Raw genomic sequence first — 20,732 nt, 5'->3', positions numbered from 1 at the left:
GACGGCGCGCTTGACGGGCGATGCCAACGCGGACGGCGAAGACGTGTGGTCCTGACACCCCGACGCTGGTGTCAAGTCGGTGGAGGCAACTCCGCCGGCGACGGTGGCAAGAAAGCCGATCACCGGGGAGAGCACGGTATAAGCCGTAAACCATTGCGCGGGGAATGCCGGATGATTCCGGTGACTCGCTGTGAATACTCGTGTGCATACTTACTACCCTAGCGCACACGAGGCTGCGGGTGCATCGGGCGCCCGGCATTCCCTGCGCCCTCTGATTGGAGAGGGCGGAACATTGATGGCAAACCTCGCGCAAAACATGCGGCGAGATCGCGGACTCATATCTTGGCGTCATTGCGAGCGCAGCGAAGCAATCCACTCTTGTTTACTTGTTGCTCTATGGATTGCTTCGCTGCGCTCGCAATGACGGCTAGCCATACTCTCAACGGTCGTCCCCGCGAAGGCGGGGATGACGACAGTTTGTAAAGAAGGCGAGACCCGGTGGCAGGGTATGAGGGCTTGTTGTGGGGGCAGGCTATGCAAAGGCGCGCGCGGAGAATTACGCCGCCGCCGGCGGCTTCTCGCGATGGCGCGGCGACAGTGTGAAGATTTCGACGCCGCTGGCGGTGACGCCGACCGAATGCTCGAACTGCGCCGACAGCGAACGGTCGCGCGTCACGGCGGTCCAGCCGTCGGACAGGATTTTCACATGCGGCTTGCCGAGGTTGATCATCGGCTCGATGGTGAAGAACATGCCGGGCTTCAGCACCACGCCTTCGCCGGGCCGGCCGATATGAATGATGTTCGGCTCGTCGTGGAACATGCGTCCCAGGCCATGGCCGCAGAAATCGCGCACCACGCTCATGCCCTGCGGCTCGACGAAGCTTTGAATGGCGTGGCCGATGTCGCCGGTGGTGGCGCCGGGCTTTACCGCGGCGATGCCGCGCATCATGGCCTGATAGGTCACGTCGATCAGCCGTTCGGCCTTGCGGGCGATCGGGCCCACCGCGTACATCCGGCTGGAATCGCCATACCAGCCCTCGACGATGAAGGTGACGTCGATGTTGACGACGTCGCCCTCCTTCAGCGCCCGGTCTCCGGGCATGCCGTGGCAGACCACGTGGTTGATCGAGGTGCAGGTCGAATAGCGATAGCCGCGATACATCAGGGTAGCGGGATAGGCGCCATGGCCGAAAGCGAAGTCGCGGACGAAATCGTCGATCCGCGAGGTCGGCACGCCCGGCTTGACGATATCGGTCAGCTCATCGAGGCACCTGGCCACCAGCGCGCCGGCCTTGCGCATGCCGGCAAACCCGCTCGGCCCGTGCAGCTTGATCTGCCCGGTTTTGCGCAAGGAGGTATCGGAGGCTTCGATGTAGCTCATGGGCTGATCATGTTCTGGCGGGCAAGAGGGACGGTGATAGACAATTGCGGCGTTAATTTAATGATCGGGGCGACCCATGCAAGCCAAGGTTGGTCGCCCCCTACTAATTGGCTCGGCCGGAACCTGGGCAGGCCTTGCCAAAGAGGAATCGGCCACGCGGCTGTGGGAACTTCAGCCTGGAACCTCCACCGTGGTCTCGACCGGCAGCGCCCCGCCGCGGATGCGGATTTCGCGCACTGGATAGGGCACCCGGATGTTCTCGTGCTTGAAGGCTTCCCACAGCGCCAGCATCACGTCGCTCTTCACGCTGTCCATGCCGTCGGGGTTGGCGATCCAGAACGTCAGGGAAAATTTCATCCCGGCCTCGGTGAACTCCATCAGGATGCAGTTGGGCGGCTTGCCCTTGAGGGCGCGGGGCGCCGCCGCGGCGATCTCGATCGCCAGCTTGCAGACCAGCCGTGGATCGGCATCGTAGTTGGTGCCGAAATTGACTTTCACCAGCGTATTGTTGTCGGTGTAGGTCCAGTTGGTGACCTTCTGCGTCACCAGATCCTCGTTCGGGATCAGGAATTCGCGGCCGTCGCCGGCGGCAACCGAAATATAACGCGTCTTCATTGCGCTGATGCGCCCGGTGCTGTCGCCGATGGTAACGAGGTCGCCCGGCTTCACCGATTTGTCCGCCAGCAGAATGATGCCGCTGATAAAATTGGCGACGATCTTCTGCAGGCCGAAGCCGATGCCGACACCGGCGGCCCCCGAGAAGATCGCCAGCGCCGAGAGGTTGATGCCGACCGCGCTCATCACCACCGCGACCGCGAAGACCATCAGGCCGAGCCGGATCATCTTGACCAGCAGCACCTGGATCGAGGGCGTCAGGTCGCCGGATTGCGTGATCCGGCTTTCCACGAAGTTGCTGGCGATGTTGCTCAGCCACAGCGCCACCGCCAGCAGCACGCCGAGCTTGATCAGCAACAGCGGCGTCAGCCGCAGACCGCCCAGCACGATCGAGACCGAGTCGAGCGTATCCATGGTCGGATCGAGCAGTCCGAGGATGCTCAGCGCCGTCAGCAGCCACGCCGACAGCGATACCAGACGGACGATAAAGGTGTTGCGGATAACCGATGTCACGAGACGGATGATCAGCCAGGCGAAGGCAAGTTTCGCAGCGACCGCGAGCAGATAGCTGCGGCTCGGCCACGTCGAGTGCACCATGATCACGCGCGCCAGCGCCGTCAGCGCCGCGAACACCGCGGTCGAGGCGCTGTCGATCAGGACGCGCATGAACAGCCGAAGCGGCGCCGGCCAGCCCATGGCGAGCGAGGTCATGTCGACCCGCGAGCGAATCGCCGCACCGGCGGCGAATGAAATCCCGGCGCCCGCGAGGATCAGGCCAAGCTGCAGATAGAACCCTGGCGAGGTGACCTCCACGCCGACCGAGCGCGCCGCGGCATGCAGGAAGTCGATGATGTCGTTGAGGTCCATCGTCAAAATCTCATTTAAAGGCAACTCGGCCCGATCGGACAAAACGTGATTCGAATATCCGGCAGATTTCCATAACGGCAGCGCCGGCGCCATCGCGACGATACGGCGGCAAAGCAAGGCAACGCCAGCAAAACGGGCACATTGCCGCTGGCGGCAGAAATGGGTTGGCGTCGAACTGTGGCGACGATAAGGATGCAAGTGCAGGTATTTGCGATGATTTACGGAGCTTCATGGCCTCTCTCGATTCGGTCAGCATAGCCATTCTTCTCGGCGCGGTCCTGGTGATGGCCGGCATTCTGTCGAGCCTGCTGGCGCTGCGCTTCGGCGCGCCGCTGCTGCTGGTGTTTCTCGTGATCGGCATGCTGGCCGGCGATTCAGGTCCGGGCCAACTGGGCTTCGACGATGTGCGCACCACCTATCTGGTGGGCTCGGTGGCGCTGGCGCTGATCCTGTTCGATGGCGGCCTGCGAACGCGGTTTCAAAGCATCCGCGCGGTGCTGGCGCCGTCGATGGTGCTGGCCACCGCCGGCGTGCTGCTGACGGCGCTGATCACCGCACCGGTCGCCAAATATGCGCTCGACCTGAACTGGGCCGAGGCGTTGCTGGTCGGCGCCGTGGTGGCCTCGACCGATGCCGCGGCAGTGTTTCTTCTGGTGCATGCGCAGGGCCTGCGGCTGCGTCCCCGCGTCGGCGCGACGCTGGAGGCCGAATCCGGCACCAACGATCCGTTCGCGGTATTTCTCACGCTGATGCTGGTCGAGCTGATCTCGGCCGGCCACAACTCGGCCTGGCATGTCGCGCTGGAATTCGGCCGCGAGGCCGTGCTCGGCGCCGTCGTCGGCGTGCTCGGCGGGCGGCTGGTGGTGCTGGCGCTCAATCGCGTAGCACTGCCGCAGGGCCTGCACGCGCCGTTCGTCGCCACCGCCGCGCTGGTGATTTTCGGCGCGGCGCAGATCGCGCATGCCTCGGGGTTTCTGGCCGTGTATCTCGCCGGCATCATCATCGGCAACCGGCCGACCCGCGCGCATAATTCGGTGGTGACCTTTCTCGACGCCGCGACCTGGCTGGCGCAGATCGTGATGTTCGTGCTGCTCGGCCTGCTGGTCTCGCCGCATCGGCTGATGAGCAGCGTCGTTCCGGCCGTGCTGGTGGCGCTGGTGCTGATGCTGGTGGCGCGGCCGCTGGCGGTGTTTCTCTGTCTGGCGCCGTTCCGGTTCAACTGGCGCGAGAAAGTCTTCATCGCCTGGACCGGCCTGCGCGGCGCGGTCGCGATCTTCCTGGCCTCGATCCCGATGCTGGTCGGACTGTCGAAGGCATACCTTTATTTCGACGTCGCCTTCGTCGTCGTCATCATCTCGCTGTTGCTGCAGGGCTGGACGCTGGCGGCCGCCGCGCGGCGGCTGCATGTGGCGCTGCCGCGGTCGGATCGCGGGCCGCGTCGGGTCGAACTGGATCTGCCCGGCCAGCTCGAGCAGCAGCTGGTCGGCTATTCAGTGCGCCCGAAAAGCCTGTATTTCCGGCGCGGCCTCGTTCCATCCTGGTCGAAGCCGACGCTGGTGATCCGCGATCAGCACATTCTCTCGCCCGCGGAGGCCGATCCGGTTCTCCCCGGCGACTACATCTACCTGCTGGCGCCCCCGGAGAAAGCCGAGGCGCTGGATCGCTTCTTCGTCGACATGCAGCCGAGCACGGCACCCGATCCGCATCTGCTGGGCGACTTTGTTGTCTCCGGCGAGCATACGCTCGGCGAGCTTGCCGAGATCTACGGCATCGCCACCGACGCCGAACATGCCGGCCTGACGCTGGCCGATTATTTCGACGTTCATCTCGATCATGCGCCAAAGGAAGGCGCCACGCTGGAGCTCGACTCTATCGTGCTGGTGGCGCGCAGCATCAGCGGCGGCAGGGTCAATGTCGTCGGCCTTCGACTGCCCGAGGAGGAAGAGAAATCCGCGCCGCTGACGGGCGTGGCGTCGCTCAAGCGCAAGCTGTCGGAGATGTGGTCGTCGGTGGCGGGGATTTGAGGAACATCTTAGGAAGCGCCGGGCAGCACCGTGACTCCACCGAGAGCCGTCACCCGCCCGCGCCGTATTATCACGATCTGGGTCGCCAACTGGCGCAATTCGGCCGCGTCGTGGCTGACATAGACCATGGGGATCGCCGCCTCGTCTCGCAGCCGCACCAGATAGGGCAGGATCTCCACCTTGCGTTCCTCATCCAGTGAGCCTAGCGGCTCATCCATCAGCAGCAGCCGCGGCTGCGTCAGCAGCGCGCGGCCGAGCGCCACCCGCTGGCGCTCGCCGCCGGACAGCTTTCCGGGGCGGCGATCGAGCAGACCGCCGATATCAAGCAGGTCGGTGACCCGTGCCCGCGCCGCCGCATTGTCGGCCAGCCGGTTCATGCGCCGCCCGTAGTCGAGATTTTGGCGCACATCGAGATGCGGAAACAGCCGGGCATCCTGGAACACATAGCCGATGCGGCGGCGATGCGGCGGGACATGGACGCGCTTCTCGGTATCGTCGAGTACCTCACCGTCGATGGCGATGATGCCGCGATCGGGCCGCAGCAGGCCCGCGATCATGCTGATCAGCGAGGTCTTGCCGGCCCCGGAGGCGCCGAACAGTCCGGTGACGCGGCCCTCGCTGGTGAACGAGGCTTCGATCGAGAATTCACCGAGCTGCTTTGCGACGTCGACGCGGAGCATGATCAATTCCCGTGCAGGCGCCGCACGGCGCGCCGCGCGAACCATTCGGAGCCGACCAATGCCGCCATCGCGATCACGACCGACACCACCACCAGCCGCAGCGCCGCGGTATCGCCATCCGGCGTCTGGATCAGCGAATAGATCGCCGACGAAATGGTCTGGGTTTCGCCGGGAATATTCGACACAAAGGTAATGGTCGCGCCGAACTCGCCGATCGCCTTTGCAAAGCCGAGTACCATGCCGGCCAGCACGCCCGGCAGCGCCAGCGGCAGGGTAATGGTCGCAAACACCCGCCATGGCTCGGCGCCCAACGTTCCCGCGGCCTGCTCCAGCCTTCGGTCCACCGCTTCGATCGACAGCCGGATCGGCCGCACCAGGAGCGGAAACGACATCACTCCGCAGGCCAGCGCCGCGCCGGTCCAGCGGAACGCGAACACGATGCCGAGATGGTCCGCGAGCCAGGCGCCGACCAGGCCACGCCGGCCGAACGTCAGCAGCAGCAGATAACCGGTGACGACCGGCGGCAGCACCAGCGGCAGATGGATCACCGCATCGACTACCGATTTGCCCCAGAACTCGCGCCGCGCCAATAGCCACGCCAGAGCGATCCCGAGCGGCGTCGCCACCAGTGTCGCCACCGTCGCGACCCGGAGCGAAAGCTGGATCGCCGTCCATTCGGTTGGCGAAATATCGAACACGCCGGGATCAGGAGGTCGGACGGATCAGGAATGTGAATCCATATTTTTCGAGGATGGTCTTGGAAGCCGACGAGCGCAGGAACGCGAGATAGTCGGCGGCTTCCGGCTTTGCGGTGGTCGTTGCCGCGACCGGATAGATGATCGGCGGATGCGAATCGGCTGGGAAGGTGCCGACGATCTTGACGCCGGGTTCGACCTTGGCGTCGGTCGAATAGACGATCCCGAGCACCGCTTCGCCGCGCGCCACCAGGGTGAGCGCCGCGCGCACGCTCTCCGCCATCGCGAATTTCGGCTCGGCGGCCTGCCACGCCCCGAGTTTTTCCAGCGCCGCTTTCGCGTATTTGCCGACCGGCACCGCATTGACGTCGCCGGTGGCGATCTTGCCATTGCCGGCGAGCTTGGCGAGATCGAAACCTTGGCCGATCGTGACGTTGTCGATTTTGGAATCTTTCGGCGCGATCAGCACGATGCTGTTGCCGAGCAGATTGACCCGTGTCGATTCGTTGATGGTCTTCTTGGCGGTCGCATAGTCCATCCAGACGGTGTCGGCGGACAGGAAAATATCCGCCGGCGCGCCCTGCTCGATCTGCTTGGCGAGTGCCGAGCTTGCAGCATAGCTGGCGCTGATCTTGACCCCGGTTTTGGCGGTATAGGCGGCGTTGACATCGTCGAGCGCGTTCTTCATCGAGGCCGCGGCAAACACAATGAGGCTTTTGTCCTGCGCAAGCGCGGGCGAATGGGCCGATCCGCACAGGAGGGCGAAGGCAACGAACAGTCGGGCAAGACGATGCATGGGGCGCTCCGTGCGTGTTCGCGGCGCAACTTCGCGCGCGCAAATCAGGCGTTGGTTGAACATGGATGCGACAGGCGGAAGCGCCGTTCCGCTGGTCCCGGCGACTTACGGCCGATCGGGATATCGCAATGAAAACAATAGCAGGCTGAAAGTCAGGGTAAAAGTGCCCGTTTGGCTATTCAGACGGCAGGATAGCGATCGAGATCGAATCCTCCTTGGTTCCGCTGACCTGCAGCAGCAGCGGCTTTGCCGAAATCTCGTACTTCATGGTCTTGCGGATGCCGTCGCAGTCGGTCGCGTCGCTAAAACCCTTTGGCTTGAGAAAATGTCCGTCCTGCACCAGATCGACCCAGCCGCCGGCGGACAGGCTGATGGTATACAGGCCCGCCTTCGGCGCGGCTTTGATATTCGCAAAACCGGCAAAGGTGCCTTCCTTCGGCGCGCGTTCGGGCGGCGAGGGAAGGTTCGCATCGGCCGGCGGACGCAAAGCGAGCGTCACCCCGGTGGACGGCAGCGCGGTCAGTTCGCCGCCCGACACAAGCTTGATGCGATCCGGAGCGGTCAGCGCCGCCTTCTCCCGGTCGATGCTCCATTTGAACTTGTCGCAGCCGCTCGGCTCCTCTGCCGCCCGTGCAGCGGTGGTCCCGAGCAACACCAATGCGATCAGGAGAGGCGCACGCATGGTCAATCCACCGCAATCATGACGTCGGAAGCCTTGATCACGACCGTGACGCTGCCCTTGGCCTTGATGCCGAGATCATCGACGGCCTCGTTGGTGATCGATGAAGTCATGATCTGGCCGCCTCCGATATCGACGCGGACATGCGAGGTGGTCGCGCCCTTCTTGACTTCGACGACGGTGCCCTTGATCTGGTTTCGTGCACTGATGCGCATGATCGATCCTTCACAATGTTCTTCCCGCACGTGGCGACGGCCCGCATCGACAAATCGGGAAGGGGACGGGATCAGTGGCCCTGATCCGAAGCCTCGCCAGCGCTTACGGCGCCGCGATTTCCGACCCTAACGTATCTTCGGGTCGAATCAAAACGCCTTGCGTCCCCGGTACGCTATTGCCTGGCATCCGGAGCGGCCAAAACCTGACGGCAGGCGGCCGGCAATTGCGCCAGCGTCACCGGTGGCCTCGGCTTCTCCGGCTTGGTTGGCGGCGTCGGATGAAGAATGGAATCCGTGAACCAATAGGCGAGGTCGCCCGCGCCGCAGCCTTCGCCTCCTGCCTGCAATGGTTGGCCCTTGCAATCGCTGCTGCCAGGCGGACATGCCATACGGATGTGGAAGTGATAATCATGGCCCCACCACGGCCTGATCTTCGAAAGCCAGCTGCGGTCGCCCCTGGCCTCGCGGCACAGCGCCTTCTTGATCGCGGCGTTGACGAAGATGCGCTGCACGCTTGGCTCCTGCGCGGCGTCGCGGAGAACGAGGACATGACCCGGTGTGAAGACTTTGGGATCGACGTCGAGCCGATCATCGCGCACCATCATGACCGCCGACATTTCCTCGCGTTCCTCACGCGACAATCGGTGATCCGGCATCGGCGTCAGCCAGACATCGGCATCGAGCCCGATCTGATGGCTGGCGTGGCCGCTGAGCGCCGGGCCGCCGCGCGGCTGCCCGATGTCGCCGACCAGTATACCGGGCCAGCCGGCATCCTTGTGCGCCTTGACCGACAAGCGCTTCAGCAGCGCGACAAGGTCGGGATGTCCCCAGTTGCGGTTGCGCGACAGCCGCATCACCTGCCAGGTGTCGCCGTTGATCGGCATCCGCTGGGCGCCCGCGATGCAGCCCTTGGAATAGGAGCCGATCACCCGCGTCGGCATCGCCGCCGGCAACAGCTTGCGAGCGAACAACTCCTTGGCGCCTAGTTTGGGATCGTTTGGATTGGCCAGCGGCGGCAACGGCTTTGGATCGACGCTGCCCTTGTCCTGCGCCAGCACGGCGGTACTGACGATGGCGGCGGAGATCAGAACGGGAAGGAGAATCAGGCGGGGGTTCATTGGATCACTCTAGCGCAAGCGTGGCCCGGGAAAAGGCCTGCCGGTAAGGCGCGCCCATCGCAATCGCTTGATCGCGCGCGCCCGGAGCTTTCATGATCGGCCCGCGGCAGCCGGGTCAGGATTAACCGCGACTGCCGATCATGAAACAGCCGTCGGCTGGCAAGGCTGGCATTTGCGGCTGCCGTCGTTCTGGTGGGATTGGCGCGCGCCGATGTGGTGGTGCAGATCGACAAGTCGTCGCAGCGCATGGCCGTGAGCGTTGACGGCGCGATGCGGTTCGCATGCCGCGGCGTTGTTCGCATTGGTCGAATGCAATGGGCCGCGCAAACGCGGATCGAGATTTTGAGCCAGGCGAGACGTTATTTTAACGGTTCGATAACCCTGTCGATCATTGACGAAATTTCGTGCGCCGGTCGGGAAGCTCGCGCATTCATTGGGCAATCTCGGCGCCGTCAGGACATCCGTCGCCGTTCGTAGTCGATTTTGCCTGGCGCATTCGCCCGCGCCGCCGCCCACGCGGCCGAACGCTGCGTTCATTGTACGCAGGCTCGCGAATTCGCCTGTTAAACAGGCGCGCGGACCGGAAATCCGTCCGGTGGAACCCAGCGATCGACAGCGCTTAGCGGCAAGGGACACCATTTTTTCAGACACTTATCGGAGAACAGCACGACGCAGAATGCGAGTGGGGCGCAGCCATGCCGAAGAATCGGCCAAAGACAGTAAAAAAACTGAAGCATGCGGCGATCGCCCGCAATCCCGGCCAGCGCGCAAAGCTCAGTCCGAAACTCTCAGGCAAGATCCGGCGCGTTTCGGTTGAGATCGGCGAGATCGTGCGCAAGCGCGCGCAAGCCGAAGCGGCGATTGCGGAGGCGCGAAAATCCCACGAACGGCTGCGCGAGGCGATCGACATCCTGCCGCAGGGCATCGTGTTTCTCGATGCCGACGGTCGTTACATTCTCTGGAACAAGAAATATGCCGAGATCTACAGCCGCAGTTCGGACCTTTTCAGGCCGGGCGCGCGGCTTGAGGACACCATCCGCATCGGCGTCGAGCGCGGCGATTATCCCGAAGCGATCGGCCGCGAAGAGGAATGGGTCGCCGAGCGTCTCGCCAGGCTTTATCAGCCCGGCGAACGCCATGAGCAGATCCTTGCCGACGGCCGCTGCATCCTGATCGACGAGCGGCTGACCGAAGGCGGCGGCATCATCGGTCTGCGCGTCGATATCACCGAGCTGAAGCAGCGCGAGGCCTCGTTCCGGCTGTTGTTCAACAGCAATCCCATTCCCATGATCGTCTGCGCGCTGGATGACGAGCGCATTCTCGGCGTCAACGCGGCCGCCGTCGAGCACTACGGCTACAGCCGCGCCGAATTCGAGAAGCTGACCATCCGCAGCGTCCAGGCCTTCGAATCCGAACCGCCATGGGCCGGCGACCCCAGCAGCGACGAAATGGCGGCGCGGACCTGGAAGCATGTCAGGGCCGACGGAACGCTGATCGATCTGGCGATCTATTCGCGCCATCTGGTCTATGGCGACCAGCCCGCGGTGCTGGTGGCGCTGATGGATATCACCGAGCGCAAGCGGGCCGAGGCGCGGCTCGCCTTCATGGCCCAGCACGATGGTCTGACCGGGCTGCCGAACCGCAATCTGCTGCGCCAGCACATGGACGAGATCCTGCTGCACACGCGGCGCAGCGCCGAAAAGGTCGGGGTACTGATACTCGGCCTCGACAATTTCAAGGCGGTCAACGACACGCTCGGCCACGGCATCGGCGACAAACTCTTGCGCGGCGTCGCCAAGCGCCTGCGATCGGTGCTGCGCGAGGAGGACACGCTCGCCCGTCTCAACTCCGACGAATTCGCGATCGTCCAGAGCGGGCTGGCGCGCCCCGAGGACGCGGCCTTGCTGTCGAGGCGCCTGTTGGAGGCAATCGGCGATCCCTATCTGCTCGACGGCCATTCGGTCGTGATCGGCGCCAGCATCGGCATCGCGATGGCGCCTGGCGACGGCGACGAGTCCGAAAAGCTTCTGAAGAACGCCGACATGGCACTGTCCCGCGCCAAGAACGATTCGCGCGGCACGTTCAGCTTTTTCGAAGCCGGAATGGACGCGCGCGCCCAGAGCCGCCGCAAGATCGAAATCGACCTGCGGGGTGCGATCCAGAACGACGTGCTGCGGCCGTATTATCAGCCGCTGATCGATCTTGCGACCGGACGCATCACCGGCTTCGAGGCGCTGGTGCGCTGGCCGCACCCCGAACGCGGCATGATCTCGCCGGCCGAATTCATCCCCGTCGCCGAAGAAACCGGCCTGATCAACGGGCTCGGCGGCCTGATGCTGCGCCGCGCCTGCTTGGATGCGGCGCAATGGCCGGACGACGTTCGCGTCGCGGTCAACCTGTCGCCCTTGCAGTTTCGCACCGGCAACCTGTTGTCGATCGTGATGGATGCCTTGAAGCAGTCCGGGCTGCCGCCAAAGCGGCTGGAGCTGGAAATCACCGAGACCCTGCTGTTGGAAAAGAGCGGCCAGGTGCTGGCCACGCTGCATGCGCTGCGCGCGCTCGGCGTGCGCATCTCGATGGACGATTTCGGCACCGGCTATTCGAGCCTGAGTTATCTCAGAAGCTTTCCGTTCGACAAGATCAAGATCGACCAGTCGTTCGTGCGCGACCTCGGCGCCAACCGCGACGCGCAGGCGATCGTTCGTTCGATCATCAGCCTCGGCATCGGCCTCGGCGTCACCATCACGGCCGAGGGTGTCGAGACCGAAGCCGAGCTGAGCTGCCTGCGCGCGGAGGGCTGCCACGAGGGACAGGGCTTCCTGTTCAGTTGTGCCCGGCCCAACGCCGACATCGTCAGCCTGCTCAACGCCCAACGCGGCGCGGATGTCACCGCGCCCGCGAATCCCGTCCGGACAGCCCCTCTGGTCGCCTGAGCGACCGGCGGGACACGCAGCGCATGCAAACAGGTCGGTGTTTCTCGCTGGACGCTCAGGCGCGCGCGGCCTTGCGCTTGTTCAGATGATAGGTCAGCGCCAGCGCCAGGCAGTGACGCAGCGCCGGCTCGGGAAGTTCGTCCTCCGCGTTCAGCAGGATGCTTCGGTTGCCGCCATAGCGCAATTCCCTAGGGTACAGCTCGCGGAAAGTCTCGACCAGATCGGTCTGGCAATGGAAATAGACCGCGTATCGGCTGGTGGCCGATTTGACCCGGTCGATACGGATCGTGCTACCGCTTTTCGTCTCGGTCGTGAGATAGCTCGGCTGCCCCCATTTCAAGGTTTCATGCAGCGCGCCGACGCCCTTCGTTGTCTTCGCGGTGTCGAAGATCAGGCGGCGCAACGCCAGCAATTTGGCCTTAAGCGGCTTCGGGTAGGCACTGAAAACCGCATCAACCGCGGGATCCGAAAATCCTGCGCGCCGCTTGCGCGCGGAACTCCTGCTGCCGGTGCTCTTCATCGCGGCCTGTCCGTGCACTTCGCCGATGCCCTTGCGGCGACAGACTAAAACGCGCCCGACGGGCGGAAGCAAATCTCCCGAAAACTATTTCTTCCGCGCGGCCTTGCGCGCACCTGACTTCGCCGTCGCGTTTCGCTTGCGCGTCGCAGCCGCCTTTTTCGCGGAGCGCGAGCGCGCCGCGGCAGGCCGGCTCGCGGAGGCCTTGCCGCCGCGCGGGCCGCCGATCCTGCCGCCGCGCTTCGATGATACGTTGGTGTCGGGAACGCCGCGCCCGGAGCCACTCTTGTTGCCGCCGCCGCTCTCCTTGTTGACGGTCGCCCACGCCCGCCGCGCGGCTTCCTTATTGCCGCCGCCGCGATTCTCGTAGCCTTCCTCGATGTGTTCGGCCTGGCGTTTCTGCTTGTCGGTATAACCAGATTTGTCGCCGCGGGGCATGATCGTCTCCCTTCGGTGGTGCGGTTGCCAACTTGCGCAACGCGCATGGTCGCGCCCGAGTTCCGCGCCTAGAGGCCCAGCGTCATTGGCCGGGTTAGAGACTAAGCCGCCTCGCGCAGGCCGGCCAGGAAGCTGTCGACGCTTTTGAACAGCGCGATGGCGTGCTGGCTGAGTTCGCCTGAGGCGACCATGACGTTTTCGGCCAGCACGCGCGACTGGTCGGCGGCCTGGCTTGCGCCGGCGACGTTGAGCGAGACTTCGCTGGTGCCGGCGGCGGCCTGCTGCACGCTTCGCGCGATCTCGCGCGTCGCCGAATCCTGCTCCTCGACCGCGGCGGCAATCGTGGTGGCGATGCCGCTGATCTCCCGGATGGTGTCGCTGATGCCACCGATCGCGGTCACGCAATTGCCGGTGGCGGATTGGATCGCGGTGACCTGTCCGGCGATTTCCTCGGTCGCCTTCGCGGTCTGACTGGCGAGTTCCTTGACTTCGGATGCGACCACGGCAAAGCCCCTGCCGGCCTCTCCGGCCCGCGCCGCCTCGATGGTGGCGTTGAGCGCCAGGAGGTTGGTCTGGCTGGCGATGGCGCCGATCAGGCGCAGCACGTCGCCGATCTTTTCGCCGGCGACGGCAAGGCTTCCGACCATCTCCGTGGTTTGTCCGGCCTTGACCACGGCAGCATCGGCGACGCCGCTGGAATGGGTGACCTGACGGCCGATCTCGGCCACGGAAGAGGCCAGCTCCTCAGTGGCGGCGGCAACCGTGCTGACGCTGGCCGAGGCCTCCTCGGAAGCGGCGGCTGCCGCGGCGGCCCGCTCGGACGTCCCCTTGACGCTTCCCGTGATCTCGACGGCCACGCGCTGCATGTCCTTTGTCGCCTGCGCGACCGCCCCGACTACACTTTTGACGTCGGCTTCGAAGCGGTCGGCCATCTGGCGCTGCAGCGCCTTCTTCTCCAGTTCGGTCTGCGCCTTGGCGGCCTCCTGCGACTCGCGCAGCGCGCGCGCCTCGATCATGTTGCGGCGGAACACGTCGACCGCCGCCGCCATGCTGCCGAGTTCGTCTTTGCGATCGCCGCCGGGGATCGCTACCTCGGTCTCGCCGCTCGAAAGCCGGTTCATCACTGCGGTGATCGCCGTCAGCGGTCGCGACATGCCGCGGCCGAGCAGGAAAGCCAGCAGCGCGGCGCCGGCGAGAATAGCGACCGTGCCAAGAATGAGATGACGCTGCGAGCTCGCAGCCGCCGCCTCGTATTCGGTGGTATTCTTGACCAGTTCGAGCACCGCGACCGGCTGCCCGGCATAGTTCTTGATCTGCCCGAGATAGAGCGCGGCCGGGTGGCCATCGACAGTAGCCTCGCGGCGCACAGTGCCGCCATCCAATGCGCTTTTGAGCTCATCCTGGGTGGCAACCGAACCGTTACCAAGGGTGGAGGCGATACTGGCAAAAGCCTTGCCGTCGAAACGGTGGACGGCCAGATCGACGCCGAAGCGCCGCTTGACGCTATCGACGAATTCCTTGCCGAAGGTGACGCCGATGTCGGCTACGCCGATGCTTTTTCCATCGCGCATGATCGGGGTCATGGCGAAAATGCCGAGCGAATCCCGCCCGGGTTCGACGCCGACAATCGATTTGCCTGACGCGTTCGACTCCACCACGGTCTTGCGCCGCGCCGAGATGTCTTCACCGAACAGTTTCGGCTCGTGAACACGGAAGAAGGCGGTTGCCGGCGGGGTGTGGAAACTGATCAGCGGCATACCCTGCGGCTTCAACGCCGCCAGGGGTCCCTGCAGCAGCGCCATGAGTGCATCGCGATCACCTTTGGCGATGGCGTCGCCGACCGGCGGCAACGTGGCCACGACCGCGCTGACCGCGAGTCCGGCGCGTCCTTCATAGTCGAGCGCGGCGATGACGCTGTCGTATTGTAGCTTGAGTTGCTGGTCGAGTGCCAGCTGCGTCAACGAGCGCTGCTGAACGATCGAAAAGGTCCCGAGGATTCCGCAAGCCGCAGCTACTGTCAGCGAGATGGCCAGGATCAGGCGGGCCGCGATCGATCGAAGTTTGAACATGGGGAAACCGAACTCCGCAAAAGGAGTTCGGAAAGTCCCAGAAAGTGCTTAACAAGTGATTGCGTGTGGTGCTGCGGGGCCGCAACTTGCCGCGCGGCTTTCAGCAAGTTGCGTCGGGTTTAGCGGCGGTGTGAAGATCGGGCCTACGTTGTGGGTCCGCGCGCCGCGCTTACCGGCCCAGCGTCATTGGCCGGGTTAGAGACTAAGCCGCCTCGCGCAGGCCGGCCAGGAAGCTGTCGACGCTTTTGAACAGCGCGATGGCGTGCTGGCTGAGTTCGCCTGAGGCGACCATGACGTTTTCGGCCAGCACGCGCGACTGGTCGGCGGCCTGGCTTGCGCCGGCGACGTTGAGCGAGACTTCGCTGGTGCCGGCGGCGGCCTGCTGCACGCTTCGCGCGATCTCGCGCGTCGCCGAATCCTGCTCCTCGACCGCGGCGGCAATCGTGGTGGCGATGCCGCTGATCTCCCGGATGGTGTCGCTGATGCCACCGATCGCGGTCACGCAATTGCCGGTGGCGGATTGGATCGCGGTGACCTGTCCGGCGATTTCCTCGGTCGCCTTCGCGGTCTGACTGGCGAGTTCCTTGACTTCGGATGCGACCACGGCAAAGCCCCTGCCGGCCTCTCCGGCCCGCGCCGCCTCGATGGTGGCGTTGAGCGCCAGGAGGTTGGTCTGGCTGGCGATGGCGCCGATCAGGCGAAGCACGTCGCCGATCTTTTCGCCGGCGACGGCGAGGCTTCCGACCATCTCCGTGGTTTGTCCGGCCTTGACCACGGCAGCATCGGCGACGCCGCTGGAATGGGTGACCTGACGGCCGATCTCGGCCACCGAAGACGCCAACTCCTCGGTGGCGGCGGCGACCGTGCTGACGTTGGCCGAGGCCTCCTCGGAAGCCGCCGCCGCTGCCGCGGCGCGCTCCGAGGTGCCGTTGACGCTTCCCGTGATCTCGCCGGCGACGCGCTGCATGTCCGCCGTCGCCTGCGCGACCGCCCCGACCACGGTCTTGACGTCAGCTTCGAAGCGGTCGGCCATCCGGCGCTGGAGCGCCTTCTTCTCGAGCTCGGCCTGCTGTTTGGTGGCATCCTGCGCCTCTCGCAGGGTACTGGCTTCCACCATGTTGCGGCGGAATACGTCGACCGCCATTGCCATGGTGCCGAGTTCGTCCTTGCGGTCGCCGCCGGGGATCGTCACATCCGTATCGCCGCTCGAGAGGCGGTTCATCACTGCGGTGATCGCCGTCAGCGGTTGCGACAGGCCGCGACCGAGCAAAAATGCCAGCACAACGGCGCCGGCCAGAATGGCAAGGGTGCCGAGCAGAAGGTTGAACTGAGCGCGGTTCGCCGCGGCCTCGTATTCGGTGGTGTCCTTTATAATCTCGATCACAGCGACCGGCTGGCCAGCGTAATTTTTGATCGGCCCGATATACAGCGCGGCGGGGTGACCGCTGAAGGTGGCGTCGCGATGCAGCGCCGCGCCATCGAGCACGCGCTTCATCTCGTCCGGCGTGGCGACCATGGTGTCGCCAAAAGTTGAGGAGAGCCGCGTGAATGTCTTTCCATCCAAGCCGTACACCGCGAGGTCGACGCCGAAGCGCTTTTTGGCACGGTCGACGAATTCCTTGCCAAAGGGGATGCCGCTTTCGGCAACCGCGAGGCTCTTGCCGTCGCGCATGATCGGCGTCATGGCGAAGATACTGAGCGAGTCGTGTCCCATTTCGACGCCGACGATCGGTTTGCCGGTCCTGTTCGCCTCCACCACGGTGGTGCGGCGCCCCGACGCGTCGTCGCCATGCGTCTTTGGATCCTGGACGCGCAGGAAGTAGGTTGCGGGCGGCAGAGCGAAGTTCAGGAGCGGCATGCCTTGCGCCTTCAACGCCGCCTGTGCGCCGCCAAACAGCCCGACCAAACTGTCGCGATCGCCTTTGGCGATGGCGTCGCCGACCGGCGGCAGGGAGGCCACGAGTGCGCTGACCGCGCGCGCGGCTCGCCCTTCATATTCTATCGCGGCGATGACGCTGTCATATTGCAGCTTGAGCTGCTGGTCGAGCGCGAGCTGCGTCAACGAACGCTGCTGCATGATCGAAAAGGTGCCGAGGATTCCGCAGGCGACCGCAACCGTCAGCGAAATGGCCAGGATCATACGGGCCGCGATTGATCGAAGTTTGAACATGGGGAAACCGAAGCTCCAGAGAGGAGTTCGGAAAGTCCCAGAAAGTACTTAACAACTGATTGCGGGTGGTGTCACGGGGCCGTAACTCGCCGAGCGCGAATTTTTATCAGGGTTGAAGCTCGGCGCGCGTCGGATTTAGCGGCGGTGTGAAGATCGAGCCTACGTTGTTGGTCCGCGCGCCACGGGGCTGGCGGTCAGGATCGCCCTGCCGACATCCTCATAATGGGTGTCGCGGGCCTGAATTTGCTGCGCGATGGCGTGCATGTCGCGGAAGCGGCGTTCGAACTTGTTGGCGCGGAACACCGCGGTGGCGCCCGCCATGTGATAGGCGGCGTCGACCACCGAGGCCGCCTGATGGATGGTCCAGGTCGAGGCAAGACGAAGCGCCGCGCGGTGCTCCTCTGTCAGCTTTCCCGTATGCGTCAGATCGCCCCAGGCCTCTGCGGCCGTCGCATAGAGATAGGCGCGCGCCGCGCGCAAATTGCCTTCGGTCCGCCCGATCAGACCCTGAACGGCATTGTTCTCGCGCATCGCCTTGAGGCCGACCGATGCCTTGCCGCGCGACAGTTCAATGGCCGCATCGAGCGTGGCGCGCGCGACACCGAGCGAGATCGCACCGAAGCCCAGTCCGAACATAGTGTAGGTGGTGATCCCGTAGAGCGGGCCCTTTTCGCGCAGCGCCGTGAAATCGTCGCGCAGGGCCGAAAATTTTTCCGGGATGAACAGGTCGTCGACCGAATAGCTGTCGGTGCCGGTGCCGCTGAGGCCGATCACGTCCCACACGTCGTACATCGTGGCGCTGGCCGCCGGAAAGACGATGGTGCGTATTTCCGGCGTGCCGTTCGGCCTCATCCGCTTGGTGCCGTCGGCTTCGACGACCTGGACATGGGCGCCGAGCCAGTTCGCCTGGCGCGAGCCGCTGGCGAAGTCCCAGCGTGCGGTGATGCGAAAACCGCCGGGAACGACGCGGACCTCGTTGGCGATCGCGCCCCAGGCGAGGATGCCGTCCGGCGCTCCGAAAATCTCGCGCGCCACGTCGGGGTCGAGATAGGCGGCCGTCATCGCGCAGACCGAGCACTGGCCGAGGCACCATGCCGTGGAGGCGTCGACCTTGGCGATCTCCTCCAGCATCTGCATGAAGACCTCAGGCGGCGCCTCGGCACCACCGACGCTTTGCGGCAACAGCCCCCGATAAAGCCCGTTCTCGATCAGGGCCGAAACCACCGGCCGGGTGAGACGCCGGGTCCGCTCGATCTCGTCGGCTTCTTGCGCGATCAATGGGGCAAGCGCGCGCGCGCGCTCGACTAGTCCGAAGCCGGGAAGCTTGTTCATGCGTTTCCTCGCCCCTTTTTTGGAGTCTCTGATTGGCGAAGCGGCAATGGTGGTCCATCTGCCGCCGCCAATCAAGATGGGCAGCTTCGCCGAAGCACCGAATGTGACGGATCCTTGCCTGCTGTGCCCTCGTGCCTGCTTTACGACACCGGCCATAAATGTAACATTGCACAACCGACGCAATTAAAAGTGGCACTGTCCAATATTTTCAATCTGCCTTCCAGTCGCCAGGCGACAAAATCTTGCTGGCGGACAGGATTTCGACGCCCAAGATTCCGGATCTGCGCTTTGCGCATCCCGGAATGACGGGGCCAATAGCTTCAGCTATCCACTTTCAACGCGGCAATAAACGCTTCCTGCGGAATGTCGACCTTGCCGAACTGCCGCATCTTCTTCTTGCCTTCCTTCTGCTTCTCCAGAAGTTTTCTTTTGCGCGTGATGTCGCCGCCGTAGCACTTTGCCGTCACATCCTTGCGCAGCGCGCGCACGGTTTCGCGCGCGATCACCTTGCCGCCGATCGCCGCCTGGATCGGAATCTGGAACATGTGCGGCGGGATCAGTTCCTTCATCTTCTCGACCATGGCGCGGCCGCGGCCTTCGGCGCGCTGGCGGTGTACCAGCATGCTGAGCGCGTCGACCGGTTCGTTGTTGACCAGGATCTGCATCTTGACGAGATCGGCCGGCTTGTAGTCGGTGAGATGATAGTCGAACGACGCATAGCCCTTGGAGACCGACTTCAGGCGGTCGTAGAAATCGAACACCACTTCGTTGAGCGGCAGCTCGTATTTCACCATCGCGCGATTGCCGACGTAAGTGAGCTCCTTCTGCGAGCCGCGGCGATCCTGGCACAGCTTCAGGACGCTGCCGAGATATTCGTCGGGGGTGAGGATCGTGGCCTCGATCCACGGCTCCTCGATCTCGGCAATCTTGACCACGTCGGGCATGTCGATCGGATTGTGAATCTCGATCTCCTGTCCGTCGGTCAGATGCATCCTGTAGATCACCGACGGCGCGGTCGCGATCAGGTTGAGATCGAATTCGCGATGCAGCCGCTCCTGAATGATTTCCAGATGCAGCAGCCCGAGAAAGCCGCAGCGGAAACCGAAGCCCAGGGCGGCCGAAGTTTCCATCTCGAACGAGAAGCTGGCATCGTTGAGGCGTAATTTGCCCATCGCCGCGCGCAGGGTCTCGAAATCGTCGGCATCGACCGGAAACAGCCCGCAGAACACCACCGGGATCGCCGGCTTGAAACCGGGCAGCATGTCGGTCACCGGCTTTTTGTCGTCGGTAATGGTATCGCCGACGCGGGTGTCGGCCACTTCCTTGATCGCGGCGGTGATGAAGCCGATCTCGCCGGGACCGAGTTCATCGACCTGCGTCATCTTCGGGGTGAAGAAGCCAACGCGCTCGACGTCATAGGCGGCGTTGGTGCCCATCATCCGGATGCGCTGGCTCTTTTTCATCACGCCGTCGACGACCCGCACCAGCACCACCACCCCGAGATAGACGTCGTACCAGCTGTCGACCAGCAGCGCCTTCAGCGAGGCATCGTGGTCGCCCTTGGGCGGCGGCAGCCGGTGGACGATGGCTTCCAGCACCTCGTCGATGCCGAGACCGGTTTTCGCCGAAATCATCACCGCGTCCGACGCGTCGATGCCGATCACGTCCTCGATCTGTCGCTTGACCTGGTCCGGTTCCGCCGCCGGCAGGTCGATCTTGTTGAGCACCGGTACGATCTCGTGACCGGCGTCGAGCGCATGGTAGACGTTCGCAAGCGTCTGCGCCTCGACGCCCTGGCTGGCATCGACCACCAGCAGCGAACCTTCGCAGGCCGCCAGCGAGCGCGAAACCTCGTAGGCGAAGTCGACATGGCCGGGGGTGTCGATCAGATTGAGAATGTAGGTCTTGCCGTCCTTGGCCGGATAGGTCAGCCGCACGGTCTGCGCCTTGATGGTGATGCCGCGCTCGCGCTCGATATCCATGGAATCGAGCACCTGTTCCTTCATCTCGCGCGCCTGCAAGCCGCCGGTGGTCTGGATCAGGCGGTCGGCCAGCGTGGATTTGCCATGGTCGATATGCGCAACAATGGCGAAGTTGCGGATGTTGGAAATAGGGACGGATGTCATGGGGCGCGGGATAGCATTCGCACCCCGTTGCGGCAACCATAATGCGCCGTTTTAACGGCACAACTTCACGCCAAGCT

General features: G+C 64.2%; 18 protein-coding genes. 3 read left to right on the top strand and 15 right to left on the bottom strand.

The features are described from left to right. Nucleotides 1-556: 556 nt before the first annotated feature. Together map and B5527_RS37670 are read right to left on the bottom strand one after the other, a co-directional pair. Complete coding sequence (map, locus tag B5527_RS37675) at nucleotides 557-1,381, bottom strand: type I methionyl aminopeptidase (RefSeq protein ID WP_079605994.1); 825 nt, start codon at nucleotides 1,379-1,381, stop codon at nucleotides 557-559. A 171-nt stretch (nucleotides 1,382-1,552) separates the two neighbouring features. Next, entirely contained in the window at nucleotides 1,553-2,863 is a 1,311-nt protein-coding gene (locus B5527_RS37670; protein WP_079607810.1) for a mechanosensitive ion channel family protein, read from the bottom strand. A 230-nt stretch (nucleotides 2,864-3,093) separates the two neighbouring features. On the opposite strand from B5527_RS37670, the gene B5527_RS37665 reads away from it, so the two are divergent. Further along, nucleotides 3,094-4,887, top strand: a complete 1,794-nt coding sequence (locus B5527_RS37665) for a potassium/proton antiporter (RefSeq protein ID WP_079605993.1) — start codon at nucleotides 3,094-3,096, stop codon at nucleotides 4,885-4,887. Nucleotides 4,888-4,895: 8 nt separating this feature from the next. Here the strand turns inward: B5527_RS37665 and modC are convergent, their stop codons facing one another. The 7 genes from modC to B5527_RS44940 form a co-directional block, all read right to left on the bottom strand. Continuing rightward, a complete protein-coding gene (gene modC / locus B5527_RS37660; RefSeq protein ID WP_079607809.1) occupies nucleotides 4,896-5,567 on the bottom strand; it encodes a molybdenum ABC transporter ATP-binding protein in 672 nt (223 codons plus the stop codon). Between the two features lie 2 nt (nucleotides 5,568-5,569). Further along, nucleotides 5,570-6,265: a molybdate ABC transporter permease subunit gene (modB, locus tag B5527_RS37655; RefSeq protein WP_079605992.1), complete on the bottom strand. Its 696-nt coding sequence runs from the start codon at nucleotides 6,263-6,265 to the stop codon at nucleotides 5,570-5,572. 7 nt (nucleotides 6,266-6,272) lie between these two features. Further along, complete coding sequence (gene modA / locus B5527_RS37650; protein ID WP_079607808.1) at nucleotides 6,273-7,058, bottom strand: molybdate ABC transporter substrate-binding protein; 786 nt, start codon at nucleotides 7,056-7,058, stop codon at nucleotides 6,273-6,275. Nucleotides 7,059-7,233: 175 nt separating this feature from the next. After that, nucleotides 7,234-7,740, bottom strand: coding sequence for a hypothetical protein (locus B5527_RS37645; RefSeq protein ID WP_079605991.1), 507 nt, complete (start codon nucleotides 7,738-7,740; stop codon nucleotides 7,234-7,236). A gap of 2 nt (nucleotides 7,741-7,742) precedes the next feature. Then, nucleotides 7,743-7,952: a TOBE domain-containing protein gene (locus B5527_RS37640; RefSeq protein ID WP_079605990.1), complete on the bottom strand. Its 210-nt coding sequence runs from the start codon at nucleotides 7,950-7,952 to the stop codon at nucleotides 7,743-7,745. A gap of 173 nt (nucleotides 7,953-8,125) precedes the next feature. Continuing rightward, a complete protein-coding gene (gene mepA / locus B5527_RS37635) occupies nucleotides 8,126-9,070 on the bottom strand; it encodes a penicillin-insensitive murein endopeptidase (protein WP_079605989.1) in 945 nt (314 codons plus the stop codon). A 138-nt stretch (nucleotides 9,071-9,208) separates the two neighbouring features. Further along, nucleotides 9,209-9,586 (bottom strand): hypothetical protein, encoded by a 378-nt coding sequence (locus B5527_RS44940; protein ID WP_154072740.1) that lies wholly within the window; start codon nucleotides 9,584-9,586, stop codon nucleotides 9,209-9,211. A gap of 179 nt (nucleotides 9,587-9,765) precedes the next feature. On the opposite strand from B5527_RS44940, the gene B5527_RS37625 reads away from it, so the two are divergent. Then, nucleotides 9,766-12,003 (top strand): putative bifunctional diguanylate cyclase/phosphodiesterase, encoded by a 2,238-nt coding sequence (locus tag B5527_RS37625; protein ID WP_079605987.1) that lies wholly within the window; start codon nucleotides 9,766-9,768, stop codon nucleotides 12,001-12,003. 55 nt (nucleotides 12,004-12,058) lie between these two features. Here B5527_RS37625 and B5527_RS37620 read toward each other — a convergent pair whose 3' ends face one another. The 5 genes from B5527_RS37620 to B5527_RS37600 form a co-directional block, all read right to left on the bottom strand. Beyond that, nucleotides 12,059-12,523, bottom strand: coding sequence for a DUF1801 domain-containing protein (locus B5527_RS37620; RefSeq protein WP_079607807.1), 465 nt, complete (start codon nucleotides 12,521-12,523; stop codon nucleotides 12,059-12,061). Between the two features lie 84 nt (nucleotides 12,524-12,607). Then, nucleotides 12,608-12,958, bottom strand: coding sequence for a plasmid stabilization protein (locus B5527_RS37615; RefSeq protein ID WP_079605986.1), 351 nt, complete (start codon nucleotides 12,956-12,958; stop codon nucleotides 12,608-12,610). A 101-nt stretch (nucleotides 12,959-13,059) separates the two neighbouring features. Continuing rightward, the gene (locus B5527_RS37610) at nucleotides 13,060-15,027 is read right to left on the bottom strand and encodes a methyl-accepting chemotaxis protein (RefSeq protein ID WP_079605985.1); all 1,968 of its coding nucleotides are present in this window, start codon (nucleotides 15,025-15,027) and stop codon (nucleotides 13,060-13,062) included. A gap of 202 nt (nucleotides 15,028-15,229) precedes the next feature. Further along, entirely contained in the window at nucleotides 15,230-17,197 is a 1,968-nt protein-coding gene (locus B5527_RS37605; RefSeq protein ID WP_079605984.1) for a methyl-accepting chemotaxis protein, read from the bottom strand. Between the two features lie 159 nt (nucleotides 17,198-17,356). After that, a complete protein-coding gene (locus tag B5527_RS37600; RefSeq protein ID WP_079607806.1) occupies nucleotides 17,357-18,529 on the bottom strand; it encodes an acyl-CoA dehydrogenase family protein in 1,173 nt (390 codons plus the stop codon). On the opposite strand from B5527_RS37600, the gene B5527_RS45940 reads away from it, so the two are divergent. Next, nucleotides 18,528-18,716, top strand: coding sequence for a hypothetical protein (locus B5527_RS45940; protein WP_210199307.1), 189 nt, complete (start codon nucleotides 18,528-18,530; stop codon nucleotides 18,714-18,716). The genes B5527_RS37600 and B5527_RS45940 overlap by 2 nt on opposite strands. A gap of 133 nt (nucleotides 18,717-18,849) precedes the next feature. On the opposite strand, the gene lepA is transcribed toward B5527_RS45940, so the two are convergent. Further along, the gene (gene lepA / locus B5527_RS37595) at nucleotides 18,850-20,655 is read right to left on the bottom strand and encodes a translation elongation factor 4 (protein WP_079605983.1); all 1,806 of its coding nucleotides are present in this window, start codon (nucleotides 20,653-20,655) and stop codon (nucleotides 18,850-18,852) included. Between the last annotated feature and the right edge of the window lie 77 nt (nucleotides 20,656-20,732).

This window comes from Bradyrhizobium erythrophlei (genome assembly GCF_900129425.1).
Taxonomy (GTDB): domain Bacteria; phylum Pseudomonadota; class Alphaproteobacteria; order Rhizobiales; family Xanthobacteraceae; genus Bradyrhizobium; species Bradyrhizobium erythrophlei_C.
The sequence above is the reverse complement of the archived record's forward strand: the minus strand, read 5'-3'. Positions and strand labels throughout refer to the sequence as shown.